The sequence below is a fragment of the Methylophaga sulfidovorans genome, from assembly GCF_900114205.1.
GTDB classification, from domain to species: Bacteria; Pseudomonadota; Gammaproteobacteria; order Nitrosococcales; family Methylophagaceae; genus Methylophaga; species Methylophaga sulfidovorans.
Genome location: NZ_FOSH01000003.1, coordinates 37349 through 62721, shown reverse-complemented (window position 1 = coordinate 62721; position 25373 = coordinate 37349). Strand labels below are relative to the sequence as shown.

Sequence of the window (25373 nt, the reverse complement as noted above, 5' to 3'; positions counted from 1 at the left end):
TAAGTGACAGTTCGCATTGTAGTCGAGGCACATAAATAGGTACAACGACTTAATTCTATTAGTATGATTGATAAAACCGATTAACCAATCGGAAAAATAAAAAAAGCCCTTGAAGTCAGACTCCAAGGGCTTTTTTAATATTATTTATCAATCTTAACGATTGCAAATATACATTGTAACTTCAAAGCCGAAACGCATATCTGAGTATTCTGGTTTAGTCCACATAATCAATTCCTCTTTTTAGGGTGCGTTATTTCTAGTGAAAACAACGTGATTACATAGTAGTAAATCCCAGTAAGAGTCACATCAGGGTCTTGCTTGATTAAACTCAGGATTATTCTTATTAAAAGAAACAGAATTGTTTAGCGGTATGGTCATCTAGCGCTCAGTAGAATTCAACTCATTCAAAATATTACCGATCGCATCACACAGTAAGCGAAGATCAGACTCATCGATAATATATGGCGGCATAATATAAATCATGGTTCTGAACGGTCTGATCCAAACCCCCTGATCGATAATAAATCCTGGCAACCAATCCATCGCATCATCAAGTGGTTTATTGAGTTCAACCACGCCAATCGCCCCTTTGACTCTGACATCCTTCACTAAGTCATGAGCACGATATTTTGTTAGCTCGGTGTTAAGAATCTCTTCGATAGCTAACACCTTCGTTTTCCAATCACTCTCCAGTAATAAATCAATACTAGCAGCCGCCACACGACAGGCAAGCGGATTGGCCATAAATGTCGGGCCATGCATCAACACACCAGAACCATCGGCCGCAATACCATCAGCAACCTTCTGATTACACATAACCGCCGCTAGCGTCATATAACCACCGGTTAGGGCTTTACCCATACAAATAATATCCGGAACGATGCCAGCCTGTTCGTAGGCAAACAAGGAGCCTGTTCGCCCAAAGCCAGTCGCAATCTCATCAAAAATCAACAGGATATTAAATTCATCACATAATGCGCGAATCTGGCGAAGATATTCAGCACAATAAACACGCATGCCACCAGCACCTTGAACCAAGGGCTCAACAATCACAGCCGCTAGTTCCTGATGATGCTCTTGTACCAAACCTTTGAAATCTTCGATATAGCTGTCTTGCCAGTCAGCATCATCCCGACACTCAGGCGCAGCAGCAAAAAGATGCTGCGGCAGCACTTTTTCAAACATCTTATGCATGCCATTCACCGGATCACAGACTGACATCGCACCAAACGTATCACCGTGATAGCCATTTCTGAAGGTTAACAAACGATGCTTTTCCGCTTTTCCCTGAGCAAACCAGTATTGAATAGCCATTTTGATAGCTACTTCAACAGATACTGAACCTGAGTCTGCCAAAAACACATACTGCAAACTTTCGTCAGTAATTTCCACCAGCTTTCTGGCAAGATTCACTGCCGGCTCATGTGTCAGCCCGCCAAACATGACATGAGACATCGTATCGATTTGCTGATGTGCGGCTTCATTAAGCTTTGGGTGATTATAACCATGAATAGTTGACCACCAGGATGACATACCATCGACTACTTCACGGCCATCTGCCAACGTTAACCTAACACCCTTTGCTGACACTACTTCGTGCAGTAGAGGTGGATGTGCCACGCTGGTATAGGGGTGCCAGATATGAGCGGCATCAAATTCAAGATTTGTTAGTTCTGTCATGTTATTCACTAGGTAAAATTAAAGCTGATTCACAGTAAGCTTTATTTAAATTCAATCTGCTAAAAACAATAATGCCCGCATTTAGCGGGCACTAGTAAGAAAGAATATTATCGCTTATTTGGTGACACTGAAACTCTCGCCACAGCCACACTCAGAAATCACATTAGGATTTCGGAATTTAAAGCTCTGGTTTAATCCTTCACGGACAAAATCAAGTTCCATACCATCCAGTATCGGCATGGCCTCTTCATTAATCACTACTTTAACGTCACCATGTTCAACAACGACATCGTCAGCAGCCACGTCATCAGCATAGTCAAGCGCATAACTGTAGCCTGAACAACCACTTTTGACGACACCGATTCTTAAACCGACACCTGAAGCGCGTTTGGTCATCATATCTCTGACACGATTAATGGCAGATTCAGTCAATGTAATCATATTTTCACCTATATCACTCAGTGATTAAGACTATAGTTAATTAAGGATGTTTCAATCTGAATGAGAACATAAGCATTCATCAATTCATATTGAATAATTGGATTGGAAAAGCATCGTATTCAACAGCGAATGTCAGACACGAAATCGAAATGGGTTAGATCATATCAAAAGCGATAACTTTCTCGCCGCTGCGACTCTTCTCAAAATTAGATACGACTTGAGCAAGTGTAATACCATCAAGATATACGCGTATCTGATCACTCAGGCTCTGCCATAACTCATGACTTAAGCATTGCTCATGACCATGACAATTTTGACGGCCTTCGCATTGAGTACTATCTACTTTCTCATCGACAGCAGAAATAACATCTAACACGGTAATCGTGTCTGCTTCCCGACTTAATCGGTATCCACCACCAGGACCACGAGAACTGCTGACAAGGCCTTGTTTTCTCAGTCTGGCGAATAGCTGTTCCAGATAAGATAAAGAGATACCTTGTCTTTCTGAAATATCTGCCAGAGTTATCGCGCCAACGCCATAATTGAGGCTGAGATCAAGCATCGCGGTCACCGCGTAGCGACCTTTTGTGGTTAAACGCATTCTTACAATCCAGAATAAACTTTATCGTGTAAAGTTTACATGCCTGACTATTTTAGTCAACTTTTATTCTCATCATTATCTTTATAGATATCACAGCCTTCCAGATCTGGCATTTCCACGTCTGGCAACTCGCCACCAAGTCTGTGAATCGTTTTGCACATGGCATCAACGCGCTTATCCATCGCATGAACATGCTGAATTAAACCATGAATAGCTGTGGCTACCGGATCCATGGTTTTACTCGATGTACCATAGGCATCAAAGCCAACTGACTGAGCCAGTTTCTGACGCTGTTTTTCATCTTCACTCAGATTAGTTTTAACGACTCTGCCTGGGACGCCAACAACAGTTTCACCGGATGCGACGTCTTTAACAACAACGGCATTCGAACCAATACGGGCACCATCCTGAAGTGTAATTGGACCGAGAACCTTAGCTCCCGCACCCACCACAATATTATTTCCAAGCGTAGGATGGCGTTTACCTTCTTTCCATGATGTACCACCAAGAGTGACCCCATGATAAAGCGTCACATCATCACCAATCTCAGCGGTTTCACCAATAACAACGCCCATGCCGTGGTCAATAAAAAAGCGACGACCGATCTTGGCACCAGGATGAATTTCAATCCCGGTAAACATGCGAGCAATAGAGGAAATGAACTTCGCTAACCACTTCCAGTTTGAACGCCAAAGCCAATGACTTAAACGATGAAACTGTAGCGCGTGAACACCGGGATATGTCGTGACAATTTCAAATACATTGCGTGCTGCTGGGTCACGGTCAAATACGCAAGAAATATCTTCTTTGATGCGTTCCCAGCGGCTTATTTTATCTGTCATTCTTTCCTCGCTTTGGTTTCTGCTGCACGCAAAATACCATGCATAATTTGTAGTTCATTTCGATCCATATCGGCCCGGTTAAATAACCGACGAATACGACGTAACAGGTTCCGGGGATTTTCAGGATCCAGAAAACCAATTGTCGTTAATGAACGCTCAAAATGATCATATAAGTGAGCTAAATCATCAGAAGTGATGGCTTCACGCTCTTCACCAATACGACCAAAATCAATATTAGGTTGAAAGCTCATCCTCAGTTCATAAGCTACTACTTGAACAGCAGCAGCCAGATTTAACGAACTATAATCAGGATTCGCAGGAATATTGACTAAATACTGACATCGATCCAGCTCTTCATTCGACAGACCTGAATGCTCACGACCAAACACAATAGCTATATGCGTGTCATCGTCGAATTTTTCAAGTTGCGTGACCACTTCACGTGGATTCATAACAGGCACATGGAGATGACGTAATCGTGCACTCATCGCAAAAGCATAATGACAACCAGTCAGCGCTGCGTCGAGGCTATCATGTACCACTGCTCGATGTAAGACATCATCAGCACCAGACGCACGTGTCGTTGCCTCAGCACTTGGGTAAATTTTTGGCGAGACAAGATGTAAGTTGGTTATTCCCATCGTTTTCATCGCTCTGGCAGCCGCACCAATATTACCGGGGTGAGTCGTCCCTACCAGTACAAAACGAACATTATCCAACGACTTCATTATTATTCCTTGTTATAAACATAGCATCGCCGTAACTGAAAAACCGATAGCGCTGCTGGATCGCATATTGGTATGCATCCATGATGTGCTGCTTGCCAGCAAAAGCAGAGACCAGCATTAATAATGTTGACTCAGACAGATGAAAATTTGTCACCATGGCATCAACACTTTTGAATTGGTAACCAGGATAAATAAAAATATCCGTTTCCCCCTGATAAGCAGCAATCTCGCCATTAGCAGATGCAGACTCAAGTGCCCTTACACTGGTGGTACCGACAGCAATAACACGACCACCTCGTGCTCGTGTTGCTTTGACTTGTTTAGCCACTTGCTCGCTAACATCAATAACTTCTTTATGCATCTGATGTGAGCGAACATCATCCACTCTGACAGGCTGGAATGTCCCTGCCCCCACATGCAATGTTAACTCTGCTGTTTCAATACCTGCTTCGCGAATTCTATTTAATAAGGCCTCATCAAAATGCAGACCTGCAGTGGGCGCGGCTACCGCACCGACATTTCGGGCATAAACCGTCTGATAGCGATCTAAATCTTCTTTATCCACTTCTCGTTCTATATAGGGTGGTAACGGCAACCGTCCATACTCATCTAAAGCATCAATGATTGAATCAATACCGTGAAACTTCAGCTCAAATAAGGCATCGTGACGCCCCAACACTTCAGCATCAAGTACCCCTTCCAGTTGCAAATGACGACCTGCAGCAGGCGATTTACTACTTCTTATATGTGCTAACACCCGAGTTTCATCGAGTACACGCTCAATTAACACTTCAACTTTGCCACCGCTATCCTTCACACCAAATAAGCGTGCAGGAATCACTTTGGTGTTATTAAACACCAATAAATCCTTGGGATTCAGCAGTGATAAAAGATCGGTAAATTGTAAATCCTGACGCTGTCCACTATTCCCATCCAAAAACAATAATCGACTGGAAGTTCGGTTTTCAGAAGGGTATTGGGCGATTAGCTCTTCAGGCAAATCAAATTGGAAGTCACTCGTTTTCATGGCGCGATCATAGCAAAATGTCTGTCAAAACAGCATTTAATTAATACTTATCACCACTATTCGGCTGCAATAAATTCATCTTTAGCTATTACGATCAACCAGTTAGATTTTGGCGTCGGTTACAAATGAAAATCGGTCTTCCCATCCACATGGGTAGACGTTATAATTTCGCGCTTAGGTTGCCGGGGTGGCGGAACTGGTAGACGCGCCGGATTCAAAATCCGGTTGGGGAAACTCAGTGTGGGTTCGATTCCCACCCTCGGTACCAACTTTTTTATACAAATCAATAGACTAGAATCTTAACAAATCCAGAGTGGCGGTAAAATGGCGGTAGCCATAATAACCCACACCATCCCACAGAAAATTTCTAACTAAATCAAATAGACAGTTTTCACACAGTACTCTCAGTGAAATCATTGGGCAGAACCATTTTTACTGCTTAGCAGAAAAATCACTTCAAAATAAAGTCTCGAAAAATATTACTTCCGAACACGACATAATCATTGGACTAATTCCATAAACAAGCTTGATTGAGACTCTACTTTTTTGAAAACTGCCAGACATCTGGATAAGAATAAAAATGAAACTAAACAGATAGCGCTTGTAATCTAGACATCCATTCATTGAATAAGATACATTCTTCTCTCATCCTTTCCACACCGACATCCATGGCAATGAGAGAGCCGTGTAACACTTTGTCGTAGCTCTTACATATCTCCATAATTCTTTTGCTTGGGGCTGTTACAGGACTATTGTTTATATGCTCAGGAGTTTGGAAAGCATTTCTTATTTGAATTAACTTCTGTTCTAACTGACTACCGATTTCGCTTGCAATAGATGCCGGACAGCTGAACAACAATGCCTCAAATTCATATAGCTGAATATAAGGTATAAACCTAGTCAAAGCATCATCACCGATATCTTCTTTCAACTTCTTAAGAAAATGCTCTATCAGAATGCGACTTTTATCAACCGGCTGATTCTGGCTAAGGGCTTCTTGTTTACCTGGAAAATCTTCAGGTAAGCCATAAAAATCGAAAAATGTAGTGCAAAACGAGTTCTCATCATCAAGTAGTCTATTTCGAATATCACGTAAAACTCTCTCGTATTTGAAATTACCACCTTTATGACCAGGTTTTCCTACCAAAGATGGGTAGAGATATATACCCTTGATTGCTAATGGTTCGCACAAAACCTCGTTTACAAACATTTCTTCTGTTTGCCCCTCACAGATAATGCATTAGCAAAATAAACATAGGCGGCAAACGCCCACTTTGGATGACATTAGGGGGTAATGTTTTTTGTTAAGTGGGGCTTGCCATAGAAAAAAAGCGGGCACCTAAAAAGCAACAATTGAAGCCGAGGAGAGAGTGAGAGAGGCGTTACTGATGCCCGCGATTCAGAAAATATAGCATTCAATTATGACTATTTTATGAATCGGCCAGACATCTTCGTTCGCTCTTTGACTTGGTCGAGGATAAAGACGTCTAGCTGTTTTGGTAACAAAGGCTTGAATAGGTCTTCTGCCCTGCTCCTGAACTGATATTTATCCCGAGTGTTTTTCAAGTAATCGTTTTATCAAGGCAAAAGATACTGGCTTTTCTTCTAATATCACATTGTCAGGTAGTGTCAGCGTTTTCGTTAAAGCAGCTTTATCCTGCTTGGTCATGATGATGATGTTGGCGTGCTGGGTCTCAGTGTTCTTTCTGATAGCACGGGCCATGTCTATCACATCAATATTATCGATATCCCAATCAATCATAATCAGGTTTGGTTTATAAAGGCCGGACATAATCAGCGCATCTAAGCCACTATCAGTTATGTGAATATTTGTCGGTAATCCTTCCTGCCACTGCAGTAACTGGGACTTGTATAATTTAGATAAATCGCGATCTTTATCCACAAGCAAAACTGTCAGTTGAGCATTCAGGTTGATCGTCGAGTTTTTTTGTCTTTTTAGTTCTTCCGGAATCGGTTTCCCTAATTTCTCAGCTAGTCGAATCACTTCATCCTCAGAGATTCGTCGATGCCCACCGAGTGTTTTTACAACGTTAATCAGCCCATTATTAGACCAGAGCTGTATTGTTCTAGCTGTAACACCAAGTAAGCTCGCAAGTTGAGTAGTGGTAAACAATCTTTTTTCCATAACAGTCACACCATATTAAGTTGTGTGCAATAGTTTACACTAATTTAATCACTTTTTTGATTTTACGCTTAGATTAGGAGAATAAGTAAAATTAGTTATAAATTTGAAAGATACAACCTCTCTATTGTACTAATATGAAAGACTGAGATTTTTGAAAGCAAGAGGCATTACTATGGATACGAGTTTGCATTCACTGGAAAATTTATTTCTCCAGCTGGGTTTAGATAATGACACTGCAGCCATGGATGAGTTTATAAAACAACATAAGCTAGAGGCTGACCAGCCTATTGAGCAAGCTGAGTTCTGGACAGCCTCACAAAGAGGTTTCATTCAGGAATGTTTATCAGAAGATTCAGACTGGGCAGAAGTCGTGGATCAACTGAATGTGCTTCTTCATGAATAACTAACGAATAGATCGATACGTTTCTAAACGATCACGCTTAGTCAAAACAATTTGCCATAGCTGCCCTTGCCGTGACTTGAAGAATCCGGCGCAGCTCATCAGATAATATTTCCACATCCGATAAAAGCGTTGGCTGTATTTTTGTGAGAGTTCTGGCCAGGCCTCTTCAAACTTATCCCACCAGGCCAGTAATGTCAGCGCATAATCTTGTCCAAAATTATGCCAATCTTCTATGACCATACGTTTGTTTAACACTGCTGCTATCTGTTCAGCTGATGGCAGTTGTCCATTTCTAAAAATATATTTATCAATCCAGGGATCAACACGATGGATGGTTTTGTAAATACCAATCGTATGTAGTAGAAATAAACCATCATCTTTCATTAAACGATTTACGGTGTCGAAATAAATGGGATAATTTTTTTCACCGACATGTTCAAACATCCCTACCGAGACAATCTTGTCAAACTGCCCTTGTAAGTCGCGATAATCGGTCAGACGAATTTCGACAGGTAAGCCTTTACAGCGTTGTTGAGCTAATTTTTGTTGTTCTTGGGAGATGGTGATACCTAAGACTTCAACACCATAATTTTTTGCAGCATGTCTGGCTAAGCCACCCCAGCCACAGCCGATTTCAAGTAATTTTTCACCAGGTTTAAGCTGCAATTTTTTACAGATCATATCCAGCTTATCCAGCTGAGCTTGCTCCAGTGTATCGGCCTTTTGCCAGAAACCACATGAATAACTCATCGTCGGGTCCAACATGGCCTCAAACACATCATTACCGATATCGTAGTGTTGCTCACCGACCTGATAAGCACGCTTTACCGTTTGCAGATTAAAAAAGCGATGTCGAAGACTTTGAAAAATTAGTGCGAACTTACCTACACCTACCAGATGCTCTTCAATATTGGCTCGCATGATTCGATAGAAAAGCTCATCCAGCTGTTCACTGTCCCATAGTCCGTCCATATAGCTTTCACCAAAGCCTAATGAACCTTTGGTTAATATCTGGGAATACACATCACGATGATGTACCTGGATATCCCAGGGTTGCTTGCCGTTAAAGCGCACATCACATTGTTTAGCTAAATCTCGCAGAATTGCGGGTGGAGAAAGGGATGCCTGACTTTGCGTTGAATAAATCAAGGCATCATCACTTTTATCATGTTGCTTGAATCTAGTCATGCCTTTCCCTACCTCCAGAGAGTGAGCCTGAGTAAATTGAAGAATTTGACTTATAAGTAAATTACCTAGTTAAAGCAGAAATTACAATTCGTATATTAACGTATGACATCATAAAAAAACCCGAGCAGACTTATGTCGTGCTCGGGTTTGTATTTCTGTAGAGCTTTATTATTATTCTGCTTCTTTAACGATCTGTGCTTGATGATAGTTTTGCAGACCCATTTTCTCAATCAGGCCAAGCTGTGTTTCTAACCAGTCAACATGCTCTTCTTCAGAATTTAAAATATCCTGAAATAAATCACGGGTAACGTAGTCACCAACAGATTCACAATACTTAATGCCTTCTTGTAAATCAGGAATGGCTTCTAGTTCGAGAGCTAAATCACTTTCTAGCATTTCTTTTGTGTTTTCACCGATACGCAGTGCACCAAGATCCTGCAGGTTAGGTAAACCTTCCAAAAATAAAACACGCTCGGTTAATTTATCAGCATGTTTCATTTCATCAATTGATTCATGATATTCATGTTCGTATAGATTATGTAAACCCCAATCTTTATACATTTTGGCATGAAGAAAATATTGGTTGATAGCTACCAGCTCATTTCCTAATACTTTATTTAAATATTCGATAACTTTTTTATCGCCTTTCATAACAATTCCTTATTTTTGTATAAAGTTGCCATGATTATCGTTTGTCTTATTCAAATGTCAAAGTTAAACGACTGTTTTAAAAATAAAATCGGAATTATTATCATCTAGATTGAAATATGGCCGAGGTATAGAACGAAAACTTTCAAGAGATATTTTGCAGGATAAAAATCAAAAACACCTTAGTGTTTATCAACTTAGATTAAATAAGGATGAAGAACTAAGCTCTGCTAGAAAGAGCTGACAGTGACAGATTTGACTGATGGTAATAATAAGAATCGCTAAGGATTAAACCGACTCAGCTATTGGTTGCGGGAATATCAAGCTTCGCCTGAGCAAGCAGAAGGCATTACATCTTCCTGCTGAAAATCATTCAATAAACGATTGACTTTAAATTGGCATTTACCACAACATGCAGATGCACCTGTCTGCTCACGAATATGATGCAGGCTATTTGCACCAGACTCCATCGCTTCGGTAATAGTGTCTGAATTTACATTGTTACAGATACATACAATCATTGCAGTGCCTATTTATGATGACCTTGATGTTAATGATAATGATTGTTATTTCATGAGTCAATTGTATTTTTAGATTATTCCTAAATAAAATGATGCATTTTTCACAAAGCCCATACATCAATACGTTATTCTTATGTTGCACACAATGAAAATTAAGGATGAATAGATGAAAATAAACCCAGCAACGGTGCTCATCGTAGAAGATCATCAGGATCTTGCGGCGAATGTAGGGGACTTTTTAGAAGAAGGTGGCATGACTGTGGATTTCGCTGCTGATGGTCTGACTGCATTAAAGCTATGCAGCCAGAATCATTATGATGCTGTGATCCTGGATGTGATGATGCCGGGTATTGATGGATTTGAAGTCTGTGAACGTATACGCGGTGAGTTACAGTTAGATATGCCCATTGTGATGCTGACAGCCAGAGATACACTGGATGATAAATTGAGCGGCTTTGAGTACGGTGCTGATGACTACCTGATCAAACCGTTTGAGATGAAAGAATTAGAGGCAAGGTTAATCTCGCATATTCGTCGCCATCGTGGTGAGATGGATACAAAATCATTACAGATTGCTGATATGGTGTTTGACCCGAAAACGATGCGCGTTACTCGTGCAGGAGAAACGGTCCGGCTCTCCCCTATCATGCTACAAATTCTGAAAATTCTTATGCGTGAATCACCTAAGCTGGTTACCCGTGAAAAACTAGAAACAGAGATCTGGGGCGAGGACACGCCGGATAGTGATACCTTACGCAGCCATCTCTATAACCTCAGAAAACTGATTGATAAACCTTATCAGCAACATTTATTACACACCATTCCAGGGGTCGGTTATAAATTGTGTGAAGAAAAAGACTTATAAATACTGAGTTTTTATCTGTGATTTAGGGAAATGCACACTTACTTCCGTGCCTTTGCCTAATTCACTGGTAACGCGAAGATGCCAGTCATATCGATTACATAAACGTTTTACTATGGTCATACCCAAACCATAGCCTTTCTCGTTGTTATTGCCCTCTCCTCGGTAAAAAGGCTCAAACACATTTTTGACTTGCTGTTCACTCATACCGACGCCACTATCGGTAACCGAAAAGCCCTGTTGCCAGATGGTTATGACCACATTGCCTCTGGGTGTGTAATTAAAGGCGTTACGCAATAAATTACTCATCAGAATCGAAACAACTGATTCAGGTGCTTTCACGACTAATTTCGCTTGTTCATCAATACGCACACTAATCTCTTTATCTTTGAATAGAGACTCAAGCGTATCAAGCTGTTTCAATGCCATCGCATTTATATCGACATCCTGAGCCGGCAGTACGGCCTTTTCTTCTCTGGCCAGTATTAATAAGGTTTCAATCAACGATTCCATATCATGTAAAGTGCGATAGACCCGTCGCATCGTTTTATCATTAGCAACATCATAACGACGCTCAAGCAATTCCATCGCACTTCTGATAACGGCAATCGGAGTTCTTAGTTCATGACTGGCATCACGAGTAAAATGGCGTTCTCTATCGATAAACAGCTCAAGACGCTGAGTAAATTGATCAAGTGCCCCTACTAAACTTGATACTTCATCATCAGGAATATCGCGTAATTCCTGCAAATCAAAATCAGGAAGACTGCCATATCTGATTTCGGCCTCTCTGACCGACTTAGCCAATTTCACAATTGGGGATACCGCTTTATGCGATTGGCGATAGGCTATCCACGCCAGAATATATAACACGACAAGAACACCAGCCAGCGGCAACATACCAAACAACAAAGCGAGACGAGATACTTTCACTTCATCAAAAAGCAGATAAAGTCGACTGTTACCTTTATCTTCTATATAGACAATCGGTGTTTGTTGATTCACTTGTGCCCGTTGATAACCTGGTGACAGGTTAACCAAATCTTTGGGTAAAGTGGAATAATCGCCATTAGTGATCAAATAGGCCTTTAAATTCATGGTATCGGGCGGAGAAAAATCTGGATTTTTCTCACGCATTTCCCAAAAATGCTGAGCTTCTCCCTCTAAGGCTTTGCGTACCAACATCCCTTCAACCATGGTTTTAGCTGCATAGATGCCACCAACGGTGACCAGACTAATTAAGACAACCTGTATCAGGAAAACTTTGATTAACTTGGCATGAAGAGTGGTTTTGTTTTTCGCCATCAGTCGCTCATTTTTTCACAAAAAGATAATGTCCCACTAACCACTGATTACCATTATCAAAGCCAAACAACTCGGCACACGCCATAAAAAACAAACGCCAGCGCTGTAACCAGGTATCAGCCTCATCGCCATAGACTTGACGAAATAAACGTAACACATTGGCCTCATTCTTATCGGTATTTTCCAGCCAGGCCTCGGCTGTTTTCTGATAGTGACTGCCATTAATCAACCATTGCTGCTGTATGGCTAGTTCGGACTGGAAATACAACAAGGTATCAGCAGAAGGCATCAGTCCACCGGTAAAAAAATAGCGTCCCATCCAGTTATCATCCCCTTCTGTTTCAAAGGGGTAAACCACTTCTCGATGACAGAAAATATGAACAAATAACTTACCTTCTGCTTTTAGCCAGTCACCAATCTTATCGAATAAGCGCTGGTAATTACGCATATGTTCAAACATCTCAACCGATACTACCCGATCATATTGCTGTTCCAGTTCCAGCTCATTAACGTCACAGGTAATCACCTGAACATTACTCAAACCTCTTTCAAGCAATTGTTCTTCAATATATTTTCTCTGAGAGTGAGAATTAGACACGGCGGTAATTTTGGCAAATGGCAGCTTTTCAGCCATATATATCGTTAACGATCCCCAGCCACAGCCGAGTTCGAGAATATCCTGACCATTCTTTAGATTGGCTCTTTCCAGGTAGATATCCAGCATGGCTTCTTCGGCATCATCGAGCGTCAGGCAACTGTTTGTCCAATAGCAACCACTGTACTTAAAGCGTTTACCTAATACTTCTTTATAAAATTCGGCAGGCACTTCGTAATGTTGTTCATTCGCCGCCTGTGTTTCTATCGCTATTGGGCTTTGTTTTAATTGCTCAATACAGTCTTGTTTACGCTGACTTAGCTTATCTGGTTCGGCAGCAAATTCTTCTTTTAAGCGTTGTTTCAATAACTGTCTTATCCCTATACGAATCAGACTATCCGGAAACCACTTCTTTTCGGCCAAATCAATCATGCCCATTTTTCTTTCTCCAAGGGATAAATGCACTGGTTGTTTTTTGATACTGTCGGTAAGCATCACCGCGACTTCTGATAGCCTGTTGTTCGGTATAGGGAATGCCTGTAATAAAATACAAAAAGGCAAACATCACCACAGGCATCAGCCATAACCACTCTCCACCAGCAATGCCGATGGCAATAACCGGGTAACTGAACCAGTGACACCATTCAAAAAAATAGTTGGGATGACGCGAATAAAACCACAAACCTTGCTGACAAACCTTGCCTTTATTGGCTGGATTTTGTCTGAACTCGGCCAGTTGTTTATCAGCAATATACACACCTATCCAGGCCGTCATGGTTAATAAAAACGCAATAACAAGCCATATAGGCTGAAACGACTCAACCTGAGCCAGCCACCAAATTGGTAAGGTAAATCCCCACGCCAATAAAGCCTGAAACTGAAAAAAGAAAAAATGATTGCGGTGGGTTTTATCCCCCCAATATTCACGGAGATAGCGATAACGCCCATCTTCAGGTTCTGAAAAAACCCGTGCTGAAAGGTGAACAAATAAGCGTAAATACCAAAGGCTCATTAATGCTGCACTGGCAACTCTTAATACTATGTCACCGTTCATCTGCCATGCGTACAAAATGGGTAAACTCAGCATCAACGCTGACCAGAGCACATCCACTACACCAGCATTATTGGTTTTCCCTTCGTATATCCAGCCTATCAGCATGGTGATACTGGCTATTAAAAGACTCAGCTCAAGCATGTCTTGCCTCCTCTTTTTCTCGCCAATGATTGGCAAAATGCATTAAAACAGGAATCCAGACAGCCCAGCTTATCGATACCACAGCTAATGCGAGGAATGGTGTGTGGAGTGTGACAGCACCAGCTTCACTGCCGGCATAATAAGATAAAGGAGCTGCGACAATACATAATAAAGCCAGTAAGACGGGTTTATATTGCAGCCAGCTTAGTGAGTGATTCAGGGTCAACATAAAGTTGATCCAAAGGCAGCCTATCCACCAAGGAGCGAGATGAATAAAGCTTTTATCGGCATAATTCATCAGATGCGTATTTAGCCATATACTGTCCAGGAGCATCCCGGCTAATAGCCCCAACAATATGAGCTTGATATCCGTTTTTTTCCATGGACTGAGCCATAACTGGATAGTCATAAACAATGCTGTTGCTAGTAAGGCATAACGGCTGCTCTCTGCTGCTGCCGAAAAAATACTGATAAACCAGACCAGCTGAAAAGCGATAAAGTTAAAGATATTAGCCACGTCCCGGAATCCACGATGGCTGTCGGTTTTCTGGTTTACTGAAGACTAAATGAACATCACTAATACTGCGTTCAATAAAACCACCTTCGCAGTAACAAAGATAGAACTCCCACATTCTTATGAAACGGTCGTCATAACCCATGGCTTTGACTTGTTCCAGCTTGTCGAAGAAACGTTCACGCCAGACTTGCAGCGTTTGAGCATAGCTTGTGCCGATATCTTCCAGATTGCTTAATTTCATCTCCGCTTTGGCTGCTGAGTTCACCAAGACACTCACGCAGGGAATAAAACTGCCAGGGAAGATAAAACGTTTAATAAAATCGACTGACTTAACAGCTTGCTGATAACGATGATCTTCCAGAGTAATCGCCTGAATTACGGCAACACCATCGGCTTTTAACAAGTCACTGCAACGCTGAAAAAACTCATCAATAAAATGATGACCTACCGCCTCAACCATTTCGATAGAAATAAGTTTGTCGTACTGGCCTTCTAAATCTCGATAGTCTTCCAGTAAAACCGTGATCTTGTCTTGCAAGTTATATTCACGGACACGACGAACGGCATAATCATACTGTTGTTGTGAAATGGTCGTTGTCGTTACCCGGCAACCATAATGAAGCGCTGCATAGACTGCACAACCGCCCCAACCTGTGCCAATTTCCAGTAAATGATCGTCCGGTTGTAAGTCCAGCTTGTCGCATAAACGGGCCAGCTTATTACTTTGCGCCTGCTCTAAACTTTCAGTTGAATCATAATAAAGTGCAGACGAATACATCATATGCTCACGATCCAGGAATAACTCAAATAAGTCATTTCCCAGATCGTAGTGAGCTGCAATATTCTTTCGGCTGCCAGCACGGGTATTTTTTCTCAGCCAATGCACGCCTTGCATTAATAAACCCGCCAGTCTGGCTATTCCCTCCTCCATGCCATCCACCAGATGACGGTTTCTCACAAATAAACGTATTAGTCGTGTTAGATCATCCACCTGCCACTCGGCATCCATATACGATTCAGCGACACCGACTGAACCACCTAATACCGCCGCTTCAAAAAAATGGGGATGTTTAACAAAAATATGACTTTTTAATTCAGCAGTCGAATCGCCAAATTCCAGCCGCAGCTCCGCCATTTCAATCACTAAAAATCCATCTTCAAGGTGTTTTAACTGCTTACAAAGAAGATGCAAACAAAGGCGATGAAACTTGCTGATTTTTAATTCACTTTGTCGTATAGCATGAATTGGCGGTGTCATGATTTATCCTTCAAAGATGATTTATTCTGATATTGACTGTTCTCGGACGATTCTTGTGGGTGACTATAGAAAGGTACTCTGCGTAGCCAGAGTTTTAGTGCATGCCAGTAAATACGCCAGACTATTTTGAGTGTCTGCATAGGAAAATCCAAAGGTAACTGTGACATGCTTTTTTGGTTAAGCGACTGAGCCTTCAGCATCATATCTGCCGTGAACTGTTTTTCATGATCACGAAACAGATGCATATCGATACTTAGTTCATCTTCACGCCAGAAGAAACGCCATTCATATTGAATATCCATTGGCATAAATGGCGAGATATGAAATTCTTTATCAAACACAGAAATCACCGACTGCGAAGACGTATTTTTCTCGGCTTTTAAGACATAACAATAACGCTCATCCCATGGCGTGTTATTGATATCAGCGAGCACATATTCAAGCTGGCCCTGATGATTAACACAAAAATAAAAGCTCACCGGATTAAAAACAAAACCGAGATAACGAGGATGTGTTAACAAATAGACCTTGCCCGAAAACTGTTCACCTGTGCGTTTAAAAATCAACGATTCAACCGTGGTTTTTAAATCACCGTTATGTCTACCAAGATAATCTTTACGCTTAAAACTAATCAGGTTAAAGCGCTCAACTGACCACCAGCGATTTCCCTCAAAGACGGATTCAATCTCATCCACATCCAGCATTAACATCGCAATCGGATACTGAAACTGGTGTTGCTTTGGTTGTAGGCGTGTATGGTTAATCTCGCCCTTCATCAGTGCAGTGGAAAACATCTATTCAGCCTTTCCATTAATTTGCTGCACAACGTTTAAGGCGCTTTTTACACCGTCTTCATGAAATCCCCAGCCCCAGTATGCCCCACAAAAATAAGTCTGCCGCTGACCTGAAATATCAGCCCAGCGTTGCTGTGCTGCCAAGGTTTTTTCGTTATACACCGGGTGGGAATAATGGCGCTCAAGTAATACTTTCTGAGGATCAACACGCTCAGCAGAGTTAAGAGAAACGACAAACTCCACCGGTGCCTCTAATTTTTGCAATGTATTCATATGATAAGACACCGTGCATTTTTCTTGTAAAGCCAGACTCACATATACATTCCAGCTTGCCCAGGCAGCTTCAGTAGGTGGCAGCACCGACTCATCTGTATGCAGTTGCATATGGTTTTTCTGATAATCGATATTACCCAGAACGGTGGCCTCGTCATAACTGGAATCAGCCAACATAGATAAAGCCTGATCGGAATGACAGGCTATAACAACGGCATCAAACACATGCTTTTTATCAGCCACGGTCAATACCACGCCATCATCAAGACGTTGAATTTTTTCGACAGCGGTCCCCTGATGGATCTGCCCGGTAAAGCGTTGCATAAATTGTTTTATATATTGGTTGGAACCGCCTTTCACCACACGCCACTGTGGCCGGGTAGTCAGCGATAACATCTTATGGTTGGCCATAAAGGCAATTAGGTAGCGAACCGGCATTTCCAGCAGACTGACAGATGGTCCGGACCATAAGGCACAGGCCATCGGTATCAGATGATCATCAATAAAAACATCACTGTAATGATGCTTTTTCAGATACTCGCCTACTGTTTGGGTATTATTGGGCTCTTTAAGGATATTGGGAGATTGTTTATAAAACCTCACAATATCGGTAATCATTCGATAAAAGCTGGGATTGATGATGTTTTTTCGCTGACAGAATAATCTATTGAGACTCGTGGCATTGTAATACAAGCCTGTATCAGCGTTATGCACAGCAAAACTCATTTCAGTGTCAAAGGCATCCACTTCAAATTCACGTAACAACTGACTGAAATGAGGATAGTTATATTCATTAAAGACAATAAAGCCGGTGTCTACTGACCATGTCTTACCAGCGATATCAATTTGATGGGTATCGGTGTGTCCGCCAATGTAATCATTAGCTTCATACAAGGTAACGTCATGCTGTTTTGATAAATACCATGCGGCTGTTACACCTGAGATTCCACCACCTACAATAGCAATCTTCATTTAATCACCTATATCCCTGCTCGGTGATCACGTTTGTCAGCTGAGATAGTTCGCATATCCCATATCAGCCCCAGTTTTTTCATAAAAACTAATAAGTAAAAGCTGATATCAATTTCCCACCAGTAAAATCCCTGCCGGGCTGATGATGCATGATAATGATGATTGTTATGCCATCCTTCTCCCAGTGTTAATAAAGCGAGGTAAAAGTTATTTCGACTATCATCCTTCGTGTTGTAACGACGTTTACCCCATTTATGTGCCAGTGAGTTAATCAGTAACGTTGCATGAAGTAAAACAACAGTAGAAATGAAATAGCCCCACACCAACATCTGCCAGCCATTGGTTTGCCACTCAGGTTTAAGCCAGTGCAGCCACTCACCAAAGCCAAACAAGGCTAGAGCAAGAACGACTGGCATCGCTATATCAAACCTGTCCAGCCAGCGTAGTTCGGGGTAGCGAGTCCAATCCTTCACCAGACTGTAATCGGCCTGAAAAAAACGTTTAGTCAAAAACCAGCCCATATGGCTCCATAAAAAGCCATCCTGTGGTGAGTGAGGATCTGATGTTGTATCAGCATGGCGATGATGCTGACGATGATGAGCAGCCCACCAGATCGGGCCACGTTGTGTTGAAGATGCACCTATCGCAGCAAACACAAACTGCACCGGCCTGCTTGTTTTAAAAGACTTATGTGCAAAATAACGATGATAAAACGCAGTGATGGCAAACATTCTGATGAAATACAAAAAGGCAGCAGTGAATACAGCAACAGGTGATACACCCACCCAGAAAACAGCAAGACAGGCTAAATGCAACACGATAAACGGGATGATTCTAAACCAATCAATCGTATTATCGGCCGAGGCATATACCGTGTCGTTATTACTATCAAACCAGTATCTGAGTGATTTCATATCAGTCCTTTAAAGATACTGAATAGCCTATTGAGCAATCTGTGAATTTGATGTGAAACAAGCTATGGTGCGGTTTCACCTTAAATTCACAGTATGGAGATTGTAATGCTATTGTGTTTCATTTTTTCAAATCGGGAAAGCAAATAGATGATGTTCAGACTATCACCCATGGTTATGGCAATATTTTTCTCCAGCCTCACATGGGCAGATAATAGTTTCCCTGATTCACTGCCAAACACATCACCGTCATTACAAAAATGTCATGAAACAGCTATTGATGTGATGGCATTTATTGATGTCGCCGATGCTGCTCTCTACCTTTTTGATTGCAATAAACTGCCAGAAATTCGTGGCGAGAAACAACTCTCATTTCTTTACCATCGTGCTATCAAGGGTGCTGATTTTGTTGAAGCGGCAGAAACCTTGCTAAAACGTAATTTATCGGTAGCTGACTACAAAGCTATTGAGGTGGAGTTAAAACGGTTTAATGCGGCTTATGAAGATGTTAAAGACGGCGACAGTTACGATATAAGACAAACGCAGAATGGTCTGTATTTATTTAAAAATGGCCGCCAACTTGCCCACAGCTCATCATCATTACTGGCAGAATCTTACTATCAGATATGGTTTGGCACTGACCCTTTTGATACTGATCTGAAACAAGACCTGCTCGCCCCCATATCAAATCAATATAACTAAGCTGAAGAATCAGCAACTGCTCTGTGTGTCGTACCCATTGTCTTTTTTTTCCACAGAAGTCCAACAGCTAATATCAGCAGACCACTCATGATGCCCGGTAAGCCTTCGTAGACGGCATTATGCAGACCAAAATAACGCCATGTTAATGCCACAGCCAAACCGGTAAACATCGCAATAATGCTAAGTCGTTGGCTAGGTCTGAACCCCATACATAAGGTAATAAGCAAAGGAGCAAACGCACTGGCCAGACCAGACCAGGCAAATATAACCAGGCTAAATACACTATCTGAACTGGTTAAAGCCCACAGTAAAGCGACCGTGACGATCCCTATCGTACTTAGTTTTAGGATCAAGGTGTTTTCGATATTGTGTGGCAGTAAATCATGTGTCACTGCTGCAGAACAATTCAACACCAATGAATCAGCGGTAGACATTGTTGCAGCAAATACTCCAGCCAGCACTAAACCGACCAGAGCTGGAGGTAATAACTCCATCGCCATTTTAGGTAGCGCCAACTCCGCATCAAAAGAATTTACATCGCCCAGATAAACGCGGGATAACATACCAACGCCAGTAGCCAGGCAGTAAAACGCAGTAAACCACAGGTAATACCACAAACGTGCTCGTATCATTTTATTGCCATGACTTAAGGCCATAAAACGAATCATCACATGTGGCTGACCGATGACTGAAAAACCAGCAAACATCCAACTGAGAGCAAATAAGACACCGCCAGTTAAACCGGGAAATACTAAATCTTGTGGAAATAAATTGAGAAAGCCATCGACTTTATCCATTTCATGGATAGCGGCTGAAGCACCTCCCAGAGAAGAAACCGCAATGACTAACATCAGGCTCATAGCCACAATCATGACTACCGATTGGGCAGCATCAGTCCAGATCGATGCACGAATACCACCAGCAAAACAATACAAGGTCACCATAACGGCACCGATAATTGCGCCAGTGTATGCCGGCCAGCCAAATAAAACATGCAGTGCTTTACTACCAGCAATCAGTTGAGCACCGGCGTAAGCCAGTAATAATACTAATGAAATCAAGGCGATTAAACGTTGCAAGACAATATCATTTTGTCCGTACCAATTGCTTAATACACCTGCATAACTTGGTTCAGCACTCTCACTGGTCGCACGACGCAAACGTGAGTGAACAAAACTAGAGGCAATCAGATCCCCTACAATCCAGCCAATCATGATCCAGATGGAAGCGAGCCCCGTAGCGTAGGTATAACCAATCACGCCAATAAACATATAACCACTGTTATTTGTGGCTACGGCAGATAAGCCAACAAGGCTGGGAGGAATGTCACTACTGGCTAGGTAATAATCTTTTTTGGTGCCGCGACTGAAAAAAACCGAACTCACACCAATAGCCACAAAAATGGCAAGAAATCCTAGAAAACTCCAAATCATGACATCCTCCTTTTGCAAAAAACCACCGCGCTAGGAGGCTTAACTTTCGACTGTATTTTTTAGTATGGCTTCCAATTCAGGATGTGACTTCAACGGCTCAAGCGCCGGATCATCATTACACTGTTCACGATAGGTATCGCTGCACTGAATAGCTTGCTTCAGATAACGGATAGCCTCATCAAACTGATTCATGGCAGTGTTGGCACATGCCAACTGATAAAAGGCATGACCATTTTCCGGATCAGACTCCAGGGCCTGATGACAGAGATTAGATGCCCACTGTGGTTCATCCAGCTCCAGTACCGCATCCGCTTTATAGGTTAATGCTTCAACATCATAGGGTCTTATCGCCATGATCTGGTCATATACCGCGATCTTGTTACTTGGGCTGGTTTCCTGCCCTGCTCTTAACCATAGCGACTGCACTTCCTGTGTGTTCTCAATCTTCTCGCGATTTTCCTCAATCTGTTGTGTTTCTTTACTCAGCTGCTGCTCAATAGCATGAAGACGTTTTTCATACTCATTAATCAAGCTGTTAATTTCTTGATCTGCCAATGTATGCACACGCTCTTTAATTTCACGAATAGACGACCAACCCACCAGTACCAGAACAGACGAAGCTGCAGCAATAAGATAGAAAAAATAGGTAACCGTATCGGTGGCATAGCCGACAGCCCTATCCGCAGCTGACAGTTCTTTATCAACTGTCATCTGAATCATTTCCGCTCGCTGAGCAGCCATATCAGTCCGCAGCTGTTTCAGCTCATCTAAAACATAGCGTTCTATAAAAGGGGTATAAAGAGGTTCTTTGAGGTTATTAACTGACTCACGCATCTGTTCATCAGTAGGAGCAGCCTGCTCAGCTGCAAATAGCTGAGCAGGTAACAATAGTGCAATAAATAAACTTATCGTTAAGAAGCGAGACATATAGCTCTACCATGATCGTGAATTTCTACCAGCACACTGTGCAGGCTCTTGATTGCATCATCATAATCATCTTCATTGACAATAAACTGCATATCAACCTGACGCATGGACTGATGCATGGCTAAAACACTGATGTTTTCTTTGGCAAGCGCACCAACTGTTTTTGCCAGAATACCCGGGATCTTCATATCACTGCCAATGGCAGAGACAATTGCTACCTTTTGTTGATTAATTTCAGCATCAACAAAACGCTCTTGTAACGCGTTACGAATACGTTTTATTGTTTTGAGATTAGCCGATAGATAATGTGTAATCGTATTGGCATTAATATCTTTAGAGATAATATGCGCTTTGAACCTGTCTATCATCGTCAGGATTTCACGATCATAAACGTCAATATTGCCTGCCATATCCTGATCAAAAAGTTCGAACGCATAGACGCCTTTACAGCCGGCAATAATCTCAACACATGGTGTCGCACTGACATAGTCGCCCGTGATTAATGTACCGGCATGTTCAGGCTCAAATGTATTACGTACACGCAGAGCAATCTCGTTTCTACGCAGGCCCTTAGCCGCTTTAGGATGAATGGCTTCCATTCCCAGATTGGCTAATTGGTCGGCAACATCATAGTTTGTACGACCAATTGGCACAGCATTGTCTTCACCCACTAAACGCGGGTCAGCACTGCTAAGATGGAATTCTTTATGAATGATCGCTTCGTTTGCTTCAGTCAGCACCGCAATACGACTAAAGCTCATTTCGCTGTAACCACGGTCAAACGTTGACATTAGACCATCGTCACTATGTGCATAGCCGGTGACGATAGGTAATTGTTTTTTAAGGTCAATATCCTTGAAAGCGACTTTGATACGCTCATCCAGAGGTAAGTGTCTGTCTGTTTGCCAGCCGGTTAAGTCAACAAAAATAGCATCAATGCCATCACGTTGAAGTAACTGGGTCATATTCCAGGCACTGTGAGCTTCGCCAATACTGGCCAGCATTTCACGTACAGTTTCAAGATGCATATCCAGCTCAAAGTGGCCATGCTGGCAGAGTCTTTGTAAATCAGCTAAGCAACGCTCAGCATCATCCAAGCGTTCACCAATAAATTGATTGGCTCGCTCAAGGTTGTCTGGTTTTTTGTAGAAGGTTTCATTGATAGCAAAGATCTTCTGCTTTAAGTCTGCTAAAGCTTGTTTCCAGCTATCATCATGCAGTCCGTTTGCAAATAAGCCGAACACACCTGGTTGTCCGGTCTTTTTATGTTCCAGCAACAGGTCGGTGATACCGCCATAAGCTGAAACAACAAATATTCGATTGTAGAGCGAGTCGTGATGAACCGGTTTCAGAATAATGTTATCGCGCACTGCAACATAGTCGCTCATAGAAGTGCCGCCGATTTTTTCTACCGTATGAAAACTCATTGTATTCTCTCTATTTCATCCTTTTTGGATTAGTATCTTGTTCACCGTTAAAACGACTAGTGAACAAGATATTCGTTGACTGATATAGCTTGAGGTAGGCACCGATCATGCCCTGATCGATGCCTGAGCAAGTTAGTCTTTAATAGTCTCTGCTTCTAATTCATAAGCACCATCTTTGTTATGAACTTCGGTGCCATGTAGTGGAGGGTTAAACACACATGCCAGTTTCATTTCTTTAAATGCACGCAGCATGTGTTTATCGTGTTTATCCAGGTTATATAAGGTACCTGGCGTGATGGCATATTTTTTCCCATCATCCAATGTTTCAACTTCACCTTCACCACTGATGCAATACACAGATTCCAGATGATTCTGATAATGCATTCTAAAATCAGCGCCTTCAAAGATAGTCGTAATATGGAAAGAGAATCCCATATTGTCATCTTTTAATAACAGGCGGGTGCTATCCCAATTACCATTAGGATCAACAATTTTACGGTCGGTTTTTTCTGCTTCCTGAAGTTGTCTAACAAGCATTTCATTTCCTCTTATTTGATTATTATCTGGAATAGAAACGGGCGGCAAACCACCCGTTTTCTTATAAGCAATTAAGACTGACGAGACATTTTCTCGACTTCTTCACTGACTGAATAATCACCTTCGAAGTAATCTTTTTCTTCTGGAATATTGTCAGCTTTAGCACAGACTTCTTTAATTGATTGCTCAAGAATGTCGATACCTTTTTCCAGGTTTTCTTGAGTGATAGTCAGTGGACATAAGAATTTGACCACGTGGTCATCGGTACCACTTGTCTCGATGATCAATCCTTTCTGGAAAGCGTTATGGGTGATTTTTCCAGCAATTTCACCACTCACACAGTTAATACCACGGAACATGCCACGACCATGTGAGTTAAAGTTGCCTTCACCATATAGCTCAACAATTTTGTCTACACGATTGGCAATGTACTCACCTTTTGCCTGTACTTCTTTAGCAAATTTGTCGTCTTTCCAATAGTTATCCAGCGCTGCCTTGGCAGTGATAAATGCAGGATTGTTACCACGGAATGTACCGTTATGTTCACCCGGTTTCCATTGATCCAACTCGGGTTTCATCAACACGATAGCGAATGGCAGACCGTAACCACTTAATGATTTTGATACTGTGACGATGTCAGGGTAGATACCCGCTTCTTCGAAGCTGAAGAAGGTGCCTGTACGACCACAACCTGCCTGGATATCATCGATGATCAATAGTACATCGTGTTTTTTACATACTTCAGACAGGCTCTTTAACCAGGTTGTTGAACAAGCGTTAATACCGCCTTCACCCTGAACTGTTTCAACAATTACAGCTGCAGGCTTGTCTACACCACTGCTTGAGTCTGAAAGTACTTTATCAAGATAATTAGTGGTATCAACGTCATCACCCATATAACCATCATAAGGCATACGTGTTGCACCACTCAGGCTAACGCCGGCACCACCACGATGATGACCATTACCAGTAATAGCCAGTGAACCTAATGTCTGACCATGCCAACCATTAGTAAATGAAACAATATTTTCTCTGCCAGTATATTTACGTGCTGTTTTTAACGCAGCTTCAACGGCATTGGTACCTGTTGGGCCGGTAAACATCACGATGTAATCAAGATCACGAGGCTTAAGAATGTTGTTATTAAAACTTTCTAAGAATTCACCTTTAGCACGAGTATGTAAATCCAGGCCTTGGGTAATCCCATCGTTATTGATGTATTCGAGAAGTTTCTCTTTGAGCAGGTCATTGTTGTGACCATAATTCAATGAACCAGCCCCTGCCAGAAAGTCAAGGTACGCATTCCCTTCTTCATCATAGATAAACTCGTCTTTGGCACGATTAAACATGCGAGGAAAAGAACGAGCGTAAGAACGAACTTCTGATTCAATTTCATCAAAGATTTTCATAGGTTTTTTTTCTCCTAATAGTATTTTTATT

At 41.9% G+C, this 25373-nt stretch carries 28 protein-coding genes and 1 tRNA gene; 4 read left to right on the top strand and 25 right to left on the bottom strand.

The features are described 5' to 3' along the window. Positions 1-153 precede the first annotated feature (153 nt). From pqqA to queA, 7 genes are all read right to left on the bottom strand, one after another. The gene (gene pqqA / locus BM232_RS02955; RefSeq protein ID WP_081443609.1) at positions 154-225 is read right to left on the bottom strand and encodes a pyrroloquinoline quinone precursor peptide PqqA; all 72 of its coding nucleotides are present in this window, start codon (positions 223-225) and stop codon (positions 154-156) included. 153 nt (positions 226-378) lie between these two features. After that, positions 379-1680 (bottom strand): adenosylmethionine--8-amino-7-oxononanoate transaminase, encoded by a 1302-nt coding sequence (gene bioA, locus BM232_RS02950; protein WP_091711698.1) that lies wholly within the window; start codon positions 1678-1680, stop codon positions 379-381. A 114-nt stretch (positions 1681-1794) separates the two neighbouring features. Next, positions 1795-2121 (bottom strand): HesB/IscA family protein, encoded by a 327-nt coding sequence (locus tag BM232_RS02945; protein ID WP_091711697.1) that lies wholly within the window; start codon positions 2119-2121, stop codon positions 1795-1797. Positions 2122-2275: 154 nt separating this feature from the next. Next, positions 2276-2722, bottom strand: coding sequence for an Rrf2 family transcriptional regulator (locus BM232_RS02940; RefSeq protein ID WP_091711696.1), 447 nt, complete (start codon positions 2720-2722; stop codon positions 2276-2278). A gap of 56 nt (positions 2723-2778) precedes the next feature. Continuing rightward, a complete protein-coding gene (gene cysE / locus BM232_RS02935; protein WP_091711695.1) occupies positions 2779-3564 on the bottom strand; it encodes a serine O-acetyltransferase in 786 nt (261 codons plus the stop codon). Further along, complete coding sequence (locus tag BM232_RS02930; protein WP_091711694.1) at positions 3561-4292, bottom strand: RNA methyltransferase; 732 nt, start codon at positions 4290-4292, stop codon at positions 3561-3563. Before BM232_RS02930 ends, cysE begins: the two co-directional genes overlap by 4 nt. After that, positions 4276-5319, bottom strand: coding sequence for a tRNA preQ1(34) S-adenosylmethionine ribosyltransferase-isomerase QueA (queA, locus tag BM232_RS02925; protein ID WP_091711693.1), 1044 nt, complete (start codon positions 5317-5319; stop codon positions 4276-4278). The genes BM232_RS02930 and queA overlap by 17 nt, the downstream gene beginning before the upstream one ends. 181 nt (positions 5320-5500) lie before the next feature. Between queA and BM232_RS02920 the strand changes: the two genes are divergently transcribed. Further along, positions 5501-5587 (top strand) — tRNA-Leu (locus tag BM232_RS02920). Between the two features lie 318 nt (positions 5588-5905). Here BM232_RS02920 and BM232_RS02915 read toward each other — a convergent pair. Both BM232_RS02915 and BM232_RS02910 read right to left on the bottom strand, forming a co-directional pair. Next, complete coding sequence (locus BM232_RS02915) at positions 5906-6553, bottom strand: DUF4276 family protein (protein WP_281248264.1); 648 nt, start codon at positions 6551-6553, stop codon at positions 5906-5908. Between the two features lie 312 nt (positions 6554-6865). Then, a complete protein-coding gene (locus tag BM232_RS02910) occupies positions 6866-7465 on the bottom strand; it encodes a helix-turn-helix domain-containing protein (protein ID WP_091711691.1) in 600 nt (199 codons plus the stop codon). A 172-nt stretch (positions 7466-7637) separates the two neighbouring features. Between BM232_RS02910 and BM232_RS02905 the strand changes: the two genes are divergently transcribed. Beyond that, the gene (locus tag BM232_RS02905) at positions 7638-7868 is read left to right on the top strand and encodes a DUF2789 domain-containing protein (protein WP_091711690.1); all 231 of its coding nucleotides are present in this window, start codon (positions 7638-7640) and stop codon (positions 7866-7868) included. On the opposite strand, the gene cfa is transcribed toward BM232_RS02905, so the two are convergent. From cfa to BM232_RS02890, 3 genes are all read right to left on the bottom strand, one after another. Further along, entirely contained in the window at positions 7869-9056 is a 1188-nt protein-coding gene (cfa, locus tag BM232_RS02900) for a cyclopropane fatty acyl phospholipid synthase (RefSeq protein WP_091711689.1), read from the bottom strand. 171 nt (positions 9057-9227) lie between these two features. Next, on the bottom strand, positions 9228-9707 hold the full coding sequence (bfr, locus tag BM232_RS02895) for a bacterioferritin (RefSeq protein WP_091711688.1): 480 nt from the start codon (positions 9705-9707) through the stop codon (positions 9228-9230). A gap of 317 nt (positions 9708-10024) precedes the next feature. Further along, entirely contained in the window at positions 10025-10225 is a 201-nt protein-coding gene (locus BM232_RS02890) for a (2Fe-2S)-binding protein (protein ID WP_091711687.1), read from the bottom strand. 166 nt (positions 10226-10391) lie between these two features. Between BM232_RS02890 and BM232_RS02885 the strand changes: the two genes are divergently transcribed. Further along, positions 10392-11090, top strand: coding sequence for a response regulator transcription factor (locus BM232_RS02885; protein ID WP_091711686.1), 699 nt, complete (start codon positions 10392-10394; stop codon positions 11088-11090). Here BM232_RS02885 and BM232_RS02880 read toward each other — a convergent pair. Genes BM232_RS02880 through BM232_RS02845 form a run of 8 tightly spaced genes read right to left on the bottom strand, consistent with a single transcriptional unit; the run spans position 11085 to position 18910 of the window. Continuing rightward, entirely contained in the window at positions 11085-12392 is a 1308-nt protein-coding gene (locus BM232_RS02880) for a sensor histidine kinase (RefSeq protein ID WP_091711685.1), read from the bottom strand. The genes BM232_RS02885 and BM232_RS02880 overlap by 6 nt on opposite strands. Positions 12393-12399: 7 nt before the next feature. Continuing rightward, complete coding sequence (locus BM232_RS02875; protein WP_245752800.1) at positions 12400-13482, bottom strand: SAM-dependent methyltransferase; 1083 nt, start codon at positions 13480-13482, stop codon at positions 12400-12402. Beyond that, the gene (locus BM232_RS02870) at positions 13412-14182 is read right to left on the bottom strand and encodes a DUF1295 domain-containing protein (RefSeq protein ID WP_091711683.1); all 771 of its coding nucleotides are present in this window, start codon (positions 14180-14182) and stop codon (positions 13412-13414) included. Before BM232_RS02870 ends, BM232_RS02875 begins: the two co-directional genes overlap by 71 nt. Next, the gene (locus BM232_RS02865; RefSeq protein ID WP_091711682.1) at positions 14175-14699 is read right to left on the bottom strand and encodes a DUF2878 domain-containing protein; all 525 of its coding nucleotides are present in this window, start codon (positions 14697-14699) and stop codon (positions 14175-14177) included. The genes BM232_RS02870 and BM232_RS02865 overlap by 8 nt, the downstream gene beginning before the upstream one ends. Then, entirely contained in the window at positions 14692-15957 is a 1266-nt protein-coding gene (locus BM232_RS02860; RefSeq protein ID WP_091711681.1) for an SAM-dependent methyltransferase, read from the bottom strand. The genes BM232_RS02865 and BM232_RS02860 overlap by 8 nt, the downstream gene beginning before the upstream one ends. Further along, on the bottom strand, positions 15954-16751 hold the full coding sequence (locus tag BM232_RS02855) for a DUF1365 domain-containing protein (RefSeq protein WP_091711680.1): 798 nt from the start codon (positions 16749-16751) through the stop codon (positions 15954-15956). The genes BM232_RS02860 and BM232_RS02855 overlap by 4 nt, the downstream gene beginning before the upstream one ends. Next, positions 16752-17996 carry an NAD(P)/FAD-dependent oxidoreductase gene (locus BM232_RS02850; RefSeq protein ID WP_091711679.1) on the bottom strand — a complete coding sequence of 415 codons (1245 nt, stop codon included), beginning with the start codon at positions 17994-17996 and terminating at the stop codon, positions 16752-16754. It abuts the gene before it with no gap. 8 nt (positions 17997-18004) lie between these two features. Further along, positions 18005-18910: an acyl-CoA desaturase gene (locus BM232_RS02845; RefSeq protein WP_091711678.1), complete on the bottom strand. Its 906-nt coding sequence runs from the start codon at positions 18908-18910 to the stop codon at positions 18005-18007. Between the two features lie 147 nt (positions 18911-19057). On the opposite strand from BM232_RS02845, the gene BM232_RS02840 reads away from it, so the two are divergent. Further along, entirely contained in the window at positions 19058-19609 is a 552-nt protein-coding gene (locus BM232_RS02840) for a chalcone isomerase family protein (RefSeq protein WP_091711677.1), read from the top strand. Here BM232_RS02840 and BM232_RS02835 read toward each other — a convergent pair. From BM232_RS02835 to ectB, 5 genes are all read right to left on the bottom strand, one after another. Beyond that, positions 19606-21042 (bottom strand): sodium/proline symporter, encoded by a 1437-nt coding sequence (locus BM232_RS02835; RefSeq protein WP_091711676.1) that lies wholly within the window; start codon positions 21040-21042, stop codon positions 19606-19608. The two genes, BM232_RS02840 and BM232_RS02835, sit on opposite strands and share 4 nt — an antisense overlap. A gap of 39 nt (positions 21043-21081) precedes the next feature. Beyond that, the gene (locus tag BM232_RS02830; protein ID WP_091711675.1) at positions 21082-21969 is read right to left on the bottom strand and encodes a TPR end-of-group domain-containing protein; all 888 of its coding nucleotides are present in this window, start codon (positions 21967-21969) and stop codon (positions 21082-21084) included. Then, entirely contained in the window at positions 21954-23396 is a 1443-nt protein-coding gene (locus BM232_RS02825) for an aspartate kinase (protein WP_091711674.1), read from the bottom strand. Before BM232_RS02825 ends, BM232_RS02830 begins: the two co-directional genes overlap by 16 nt. 132 nt (positions 23397-23528) lie before the next feature. Then, positions 23529-23933: an ectoine synthase gene (locus BM232_RS02820; protein WP_091711673.1), complete on the bottom strand. Its 405-nt coding sequence runs from the start codon at positions 23931-23933 to the stop codon at positions 23529-23531. Positions 23934-24004: 71 nt separating this feature from the next. After that, positions 24005-25342, bottom strand: a complete 1338-nt coding sequence (ectB, locus tag BM232_RS02815; protein WP_091711672.1) for a diaminobutyrate--2-oxoglutarate transaminase — start codon at positions 25340-25342, stop codon at positions 24005-24007. Positions 25343-25373 lie beyond the last annotated feature (31 nt).

Bases quoted from the DNA above. Each gene is read 5' to 3' on its own strand.
- BM232_RS02835 (WP_091711676.1), bottom strand. From the start codon at position 21,042: ATGATTTGGAGTTTTCTAGGATTTCTTGCCATTTTTGTGGCTATTGGT.
- BM232_RS02945 (WP_091711697.1), bottom strand. From the start codon at position 2,121: ATGATTACATTGACTGAATCTGCCATTAATCGTGTCAGAGATATGATG.
- BM232_RS02820 (WP_091711673.1), bottom strand. From the start codon at position 23,933: ATGCTTGTTAGACAACTTCAGGAAGCAGAAAAAACCGACCGTAAAATT.
- BM232_RS02905 (WP_091711690.1), top strand. From the start codon at position 7,638: ATGGATACGAGTTTGCATTCACTGGAAAATTTATTTCTCCAGCTGGGT.
- BM232_RS02880 (WP_091711685.1), bottom strand. From the start codon at position 12,392: ATGGCGAAAAACAAAACCACTCTTCATGCCAAGTTAATCAAAGTTTTC.
- cfa (WP_091711689.1), bottom strand. From the start codon at position 9,056: ATGACTAGATTCAAGCAACATGATAAAAGTGATGATGCCTTGATTTAT.
- queA (WP_091711693.1), bottom strand. From the start codon at position 5,319: ATGAAAACGAGTGACTTCCAATTTGATTTGCCTGAAGAGCTAATCGCC.
- ectB (WP_091711672.1), bottom strand. From the start codon at position 25,342: ATGAAAATCTTTGATGAAATTGAATCAGAAGTTCGTTCTTACGCTCGT.
- BM232_RS02910 (WP_091711691.1), bottom strand. From the start codon at position 7,465: ATGGAAAAAAGATTGTTTACCACTACTCAACTTGCGAGCTTACTTGGT.
- BM232_RS02885 (WP_091711686.1), top strand. From the start codon at position 10,392: ATGAAAATAAACCCAGCAACGGTGCTCATCGTAGAAGATCATCAGGAT.
- bfr (WP_091711688.1), bottom strand. From the start codon at position 9,707: ATGAAAGGCGATAAAAAAGTTATCGAATATTTAAATAAAGTATTAGGA.
- BM232_RS02845 (WP_091711678.1), bottom strand. From the start codon at position 18,910: ATGAAATCACTCAGATACTGGTTTGATAGTAATAACGACACGGTATAT.
- BM232_RS02825 (WP_091711674.1), bottom strand. From the start codon at position 23,396: ATGAGTTTTCATACGGTAGAAAAAATCGGCGGCACTTCTATGAGCGAC.
- BM232_RS02940 (WP_091711696.1), bottom strand. From the start codon at position 2,722: ATGCGTTTAACCACAAAAGGTCGCTACGCGGTGACCGCGATGCTTGAT.
- BM232_RS02890 (WP_091711687.1), bottom strand. From the start codon at position 10,225: ATGATTGTATGTATCTGTAACAATGTAAATTCAGACACTATTACCGAA.
- BM232_RS02855 (WP_091711680.1), bottom strand. From the start codon at position 16,751: ATGTTTTCCACTGCACTGATGAAGGGCGAGATTAACCATACACGCCTA.
- BM232_RS02860 (WP_091711681.1), bottom strand. From the start codon at position 15,957: ATGACACCGCCAATTCATGCTATACGACAAAGTGAATTAAAAATCAGC.
- cysE (WP_091711695.1), bottom strand. From the start codon at position 3,564: ATGACAGATAAAATAAGCCGCTGGGAACGCATCAAAGAAGATATTTCT.
- BM232_RS02830 (WP_091711675.1), bottom strand. From the start codon at position 21,969: ATGTCTCGCTTCTTAACGATAAGTTTATTTATTGCACTATTGTTACCT.
- BM232_RS02930 (WP_091711694.1), bottom strand. From the start codon at position 4,292: ATGAAGTCGTTGGATAATGTTCGTTTTGTACTGGTAGGGACGACTCAC.
- BM232_RS02850 (WP_091711679.1), bottom strand. From the start codon at position 17,996: ATGAAGATTGCTATTGTAGGTGGTGGAATCTCAGGTGTAACAGCCGCA.
- BM232_RS02840 (WP_091711677.1), top strand. From the start codon at position 19,058: ATGATGTTCAGACTATCACCCATGGTTATGGCAATATTTTTCTCCAGC.
- bioA (WP_091711698.1), bottom strand. From the start codon at position 1,680: ATGACAGAACTAACAAATCTTGAATTTGATGCCGCTCATATCTGGCAC.
- BM232_RS02870 (WP_091711683.1), bottom strand. From the start codon at position 14,182: ATGCTTGAGCTGAGTCTTTTAATAGCCAGTATCACCATGCTGATAGGC.
- BM232_RS02875 (WP_245752800.1), bottom strand. From the start codon at position 13,482: ATGCTTACCGACAGTATCAAAAAACAACCAGTGCATTTATCCCTTGGA.